This window comes from Nocardia seriolae NBRC 15557 (assembly GCF_007990715.1).
Lineage (GTDB): Bacteria > Actinomycetota > Actinomycetes > Mycobacteriales > Mycobacteriaceae > Nocardia > Nocardia seriolae.
In genome coordinates, this window is record NZ_BJWY01000219.1 from 1 (window position 1) to 4,916 (window position 4,916).

The following is a 4,916-nucleotide window of genomic DNA, read 5'->3' on the forward strand; positions in this document are numbered from 1 at the left end:
AGTACTAGCCCGCGGTCGAGAACCGGCCGACATCCGCGTGGAGGTCCCCCTGTGGTTGGCATCACCATCCTTGTCCTCGCCCTCGCCATAGCCGTGGGCATCTGCTGGCTCATCCTGCGCTCAGTCCGCGCCGGAGCCGTCCGCGTCGACATCGAAGACCGCGCCCCAGGACCGAACTCGGAAGGTCCAGCCGACCCACGCTGACGCCGCGCTCCGCCACGGTCATGATCAAGCAGGCTGAAAGTTGGGATCGGTAGGAGGGAAGCGCGCCATCTACTTACCCCATGACATCTTCTCAGTCCCCCGCTGACCAGCCGCAGTCCGCGGGTTTGAACAAAAAGACCAGCGCGATCCTGTCCTACGCGCTGGGCTGGCTCACCGGAATCATCTTCCTGTTCGTGGGCAAGAACGACCCCGACGTGAAATTCCATGCCGCCCAATCGATCGTCTTCTTCGGAGCGGTCTCGGTGGCCAATATCGTCCTGAGCATCCTCGCGTCCCTACTGGGAACCCTGGGCATCATCTTCAGCCTCGCCGACCTCGCCCTCGCACTCTTCGCGCTGGTCATCTGGATCATGGCCATGGTCCAGGCCAACAACGCCGGCGGCGTCCGCGCGGAACTCCCCATCGTCGGCAAATACACCGCCCCATACGCCGACCGCCTGGCCGCCTCGGTCAACTGACGCCGTACCCGATCCCCAACCGAAGATCAACGGCCCGAGTCCATCTCGGGCCGTTGGCGTCTGCGCCGAAGGAACCAAAGTGGCTGGTAGGTCGCGCAATATGGTCGGGGTGACAGGATTTGAACCTGAGATTCGCACCCCTGACCCCGAGCGCAGCTACATGGCCGTCGCGGCCGGTGACACGGTCTTCACCATCGCCCACGGCCACCAGTGGCGACGCGGCAAGGCCATGGACTGGTGGGCAGTGCAGACCTTTCACGACCAGAACCCTGGCGCCGCTGACATTCTCGTGCACGGCCACTACCACACGTGGGAGTTGGAGACGACCGACAAGCGGGCACGCATCCAGTCCTCAACGCTGGACGGCGGTTCGAACTAGCGGGAGATGTACGGCGCGGAGGCTCGGCGCGGTGCACTTGTCTATCCGAGCCAGGCTGGAGACATAAGCCGATCTGACCCTCGTATGAGCGGAAGGTGAGCCCGAACACAATGATAGCTAAGAGATTGCTAAGTGTCTCACCTTCTGATGTTGTGAGTTGGTCGTCCGCTCATTGAAGTTCACACTCTGGGGGGAATTCTCATTGAAAGCATCTACACTTGCCGCCCCAGCTTGTTTGCTGGCTATTATCTACTCCGCATCTGGGTCGGCTGCCGCTGAGCTGGTGCGCAGTCCTGATCATGTGGTCGCCAAATCCACGGTCGACGGCTGGGTCGCGGAAGTGTCCTTGGTTGACGTTCTCGTGAACACTGTGCCGAACCTGGCCCAATCACCCTGGTCACGTGAGGCTTTCATCGACGCCACCGCCATCGGACGGGTTACCGGGCACGGCTGAACGGAGTGAAATCTGGAGTGCTGCGCTCTGGCCTCCAGCTCGGCTGCAACACCGATGTGTCGTCCGGCTTGCAAACCGGTTCATCGGGCTCGATCGGCCCGAACGCCTCGGTAACCGTCTCCGAACGCCCCTCGCTGAATGTCGGTGGTAGCGCGACGGTGTCGCCATCGATCCAATCCACGATCAAACCCGGCGCGATCACCACAATCCCGCTCGGCGAACGCGTCCTCGAAGGTGCGGTCGGCGCCTCGGATCTGACCGGGATTCAGGTGCACGTGGATAACTGCCTCGGACCGGTGTCGGTGCGCATCTACACCCAGTTCTCCATGTCCACCCATGTCACCGACACGACGGTGACGGTCTATTCCGACCCGACCACCATCTAATTGGGAGGATCGATTGCGTATTCCGATAGAACACGCTCGCCGAGCGCGCGAGAAGATCGCTGCAACGTCAACGATCATCCTGGCAGCGGTCGCGGCCATTTTATTCGCGGTCAACGCTGGAACTGCCACAGGTGAGACCCCCGAAGAACGTTGCCAGAGGGAGACTGCAGCCTATAACTCTGCATGGGAATCCACTTGGCGGGCAAGCCATCCCGGCGACTCAGGGCCACCACCACCGCCGCCGGTGCCGTACGTGTGCCACGATCCCGGCACCCCCACGACAACCACACCACCAGTGACTGCGCCGGGGCTTGCCCCTACGCAAGCGCCGGGCGGTGGCGTGCCGGGGCAGGCCGGCAAAGCGCCAGGGCAGCTACCGCAAGGCAATGGCACCGACATCGTCGCTGGACCCACCAACGATGCGCCACCCGCAGGCATTCCAACGCCAACAGTGGTGAGGGTGCCGACCAGCGCGGAGCCGAAAGATATCAACGGTCCAGGGGAATCCGCTGGATGTGGAGTGGACTGGCATGGGCCTCCGTGTGCGGTTCTCGAAGATTGCCCGCCTGGGTATGCGCTGGTAGCCGACAGCGAACGTGGGCAGGTTTGTTTCCAGGTCGAGGTCGTCAACCCGAGTTTCGCAGACCCTGCGCAGGTTTCCGACGGCGTAACGACCGGCAACCTGCCGGTTGAATACAACAAGACAGTCACAGACACCGCCACCGATACAGTTTCAGGGTCCGTTACTCAAACCGACGGGTCCACCCAGACAGTCGGGACTGCTGCAAGATCAGGTGACGATCGCGATGCGCAATTCCTCACGGCTGCACCAGGATCGGCGGTCGAGAACGTTCTCCTGCAGCAGCGCGAAGAAGCTCTCCATATTGCGAGCCGCGGTCGCTGTGCAGAATGCAGCCGGCCACCTCGCCGCGGCGGGCGACCGCGTTGTTGAGCGCACGGACAGCCAAGCTCGATTTCATCCGCGAATCGCTAGAATAGCCGAGGATCCGGTTGGAGCAGAGATCCTTGACCGCGCAAATATAGAGCTTGCCTTCGCCGGTCCGGTGTTCGGAAATATCGGCCAACCACACACGATTCGGGGCATCGGCACGGAAGTTGCGCTAGACCAGGTCGTCATGGCCGGGTGGTCCGACTTTGCCTTCGCCGCTTCGCTTCTTGCCGAACACGCTCCACCAGCCCTGGGCAGAGCAGATCCGCCACGCGGTCCGGTCAGCCATCGGCTCGCCCGCGGCGCGGGCCTCATCGGCCAGGAACCGGTAGCCGAATTCCGGATCGTCGCGGTGGGCATCGAACAACGCGTTGGCCCGATAGGCCTGCTCGAGATCCGTGTCGGTCACCGGATCGTCGAGCCACCGATAGAACGGCTGACGGGCCAGTTTCAGCACCCGGCACGTCACGGTGACGGGGATCCCATCTCCGGCCGGCTCGCGGAAGAGCGGGTAGATCATCTTCCCGGCAGACTCGCCTGAGCGAAATAGGCCGCAGCCCGTTTGAGGACCTCGTTCTCCTGCTCCAGCAACCGAATTCGGCGTTTCGCGGCCCGCAGTTAAGCCGACTCGCTGGTACCGGTGCCCGGTTTGGCTCCCTCGTCGATATCGGCCCACCACATCCACTTCGACAGCGTCATCGGGTGCATCCGGTGCGGCAGTCCCGTCGGACGACGAGTACGACTCACCATCGAACGCAAAGCGCTCGAGGAGCTGGCGGCCATCGAGCCGCCGAAGCAGCGCAAGGCTATTCGAGATGCGATCTTCGACCTCGGACTCGACCCCCGACCGAGCGGATGTACGAAGCTCACCGACACCCCTGGCTACCGCATTCGAGTCGGCGGCTACCGGGTCATCTACGTCATCGACGACGGAATTCGAGTCATCACAGTGACCAAGATTGGCACCCGAGGCGACGTGTACAAGCGGAAACGCTCTACCACCACGAGAGAGCCCCCGCCGGCCTGGGTGGGGGAAGGAGTCCACCGTGACCACGAAGAAGACCAGCAAGCCCGCAGAAGTCGAGAAGTCCGCACGCGCCAGCTTCCCGCCGAGACTGCCCCGAACCCTTCGAGCGCGGATCGTACGACCGACCCTCACTGCGTTCGGAAAGGCACGATCCACGCTCACCGAGCAGATCGAGGAATCCGCCAAGAAGGATGTGATCATCCTCCGAAACTCGGAGCCCGCCGCAGTCCTGATCGGCTACGAGCGATATCAAGCGCTCCTGGACTACATCGAGGATCTGGAGGATCGCCTCTCGATCGTCGATCGTGAGGGCGACACGGTGTCGTTCAAGGAGGCGGCAGGGGATCTCGATATCGGCATCTGACCACCAGCGCCTCCCGTCCCGCTCCTGTGTGCCAGTCGGTACGTTAGGGGCGGGGCGCGGAAGGCGTTCGCTCACCTCAGATCTGGGAGGTTTCACAACCCTCACCCTCGGCTTGGCGGATCGAGGCGTGAGCGTCCTCCGAGACCGCGCTTGCTGCAAGGTTTCTGGAAGGGCTTCAAGTCGGAAGACCGCTGGAGAACGAGGCACAGCGACTCAGACCCCGAAGGGCTAAAGTGGCTGGTAGAGAATGGATTTGGTCGGGGTGACAGGATTTGAACCTGCGACCCTCCGCTCCCAAAGCGGATGCGCTACCAAGCTGCGCTACACCCCGTTACGACCCCGAACGGGTCTAGAGCGGGTGACGGGAATCGAACCCGCACCATCAGCTTGGAAGGCTGAGGTTCTACCATTGAACTACACCCGCAGTCACCGCATCCGTGGATGCCGTGTGCGTTGAGCACTGTACCGAACCTCACTCCCGGAATGCCAATCAGGTCCCGTACCCGCACGTCGCGGCCGGTCGGTGGGTGCCGTCGGCGCGTCGCGGAGAACTCGCCGAAATCGGGTGTAACACCGGCGCAACGCCAGCGATGACACTTCCGTCGCCATTCGCGTGACTCCGGGAACCCGTTCTGAATCAGGGCTTTTCGATGTCGGGTGGCTTGCTAGTGTCG

General features: G+C 62.7%; 6 protein-coding genes, 2 tRNA genes and 2 pseudogenes. 6 read left to right on the forward strand and 4 right to left on the reverse strand.

The genetic code is table 11. The annotated features are described in order from the left end of the window. Positions 1–284 precede the first annotated feature (284 nt). From NS2_RS34970 to NS2_RS34985, 4 genes are all read left to right on the forward strand, one after another. Entirely contained in the window at positions 285–683 is a 399-nt protein-coding gene (locus tag NS2_RS34970) for a DUF4870 domain-containing protein (protein WP_045440457.1), read from the forward strand. 109 nt (positions 684–792) lie between these two features. Continuing rightward, positions 793–1,062, forward strand: coding sequence for a hypothetical protein (locus tag NS2_RS34975; RefSeq protein ID WP_143161417.1), 270 nt, complete (start codon positions 793–795; stop codon positions 1,060–1,062). A gap of 301 nt (positions 1,063–1,363) precedes the next feature. Then, a complete protein-coding gene (locus NS2_RS38660) occupies positions 1,364–1,516 on the forward strand; it encodes an MspA family porin (protein ID WP_353526872.1) in 153 nt (50 codons plus the stop codon). Between the two features lie 17 nt (positions 1,517–1,533). Further along, entirely contained in the window at positions 1,534–1,902 is a 369-nt protein-coding gene (locus tag NS2_RS34985; protein ID WP_052087099.1) for an MspA family porin, read from the forward strand. Positions 1,903–2,720: 818 nt separating this feature from the next. Here NS2_RS34985 and NS2_RS38665 read toward each other — a convergent pair. Both NS2_RS38665 and NS2_RS38670 read right to left on the reverse strand, forming a co-directional pair. Then, a pseudogene (locus NS2_RS38665) lies at positions 2,721–2,996 on the reverse strand (DDE-type integrase/transposase/recombinase); the annotation flags it as partial. A gap of 27 nt (positions 2,997–3,023) precedes the next feature. Beyond that, complete coding sequence (locus tag NS2_RS38670; protein ID WP_230464953.1) at positions 3,024–3,371, reverse strand: hypothetical protein; 348 nt, start codon at positions 3,369–3,371, stop codon at positions 3,024–3,026. Positions 3,372–3,491: 120 nt separating this feature from the next. Between NS2_RS38670 and NS2_RS38675 the strand changes: the two are divergent. Next, positions 3,492–3,821: pseudogene (locus NS2_RS38675) on the forward strand (type II toxin-antitoxin system RelE family toxin); the annotation flags it as partial. 76 nt (positions 3,822–3,897) lie between these two features. Beyond that, a complete protein-coding gene (locus NS2_RS35005) occupies positions 3,898–4,242 on the forward strand; it encodes a type II toxin-antitoxin system Phd/YefM family antitoxin (RefSeq protein ID WP_052087098.1) in 345 nt (114 codons plus the stop codon). Positions 4,243–4,496: 254 nt separating this feature from the next. On the opposite strand, the gene NS2_RS35010 is transcribed toward NS2_RS35005, so the two are convergent. Then, a tRNA-Pro gene (locus NS2_RS35010) sits at positions 4,497–4,573 on the reverse strand. Positions 4,574–4,595: 22 nt separating this feature from the next. Further along, positions 4,596–4,666 (reverse strand) — tRNA-Gly (locus NS2_RS35015). Positions 4,667–4,916 lie beyond the last annotated feature (250 nt).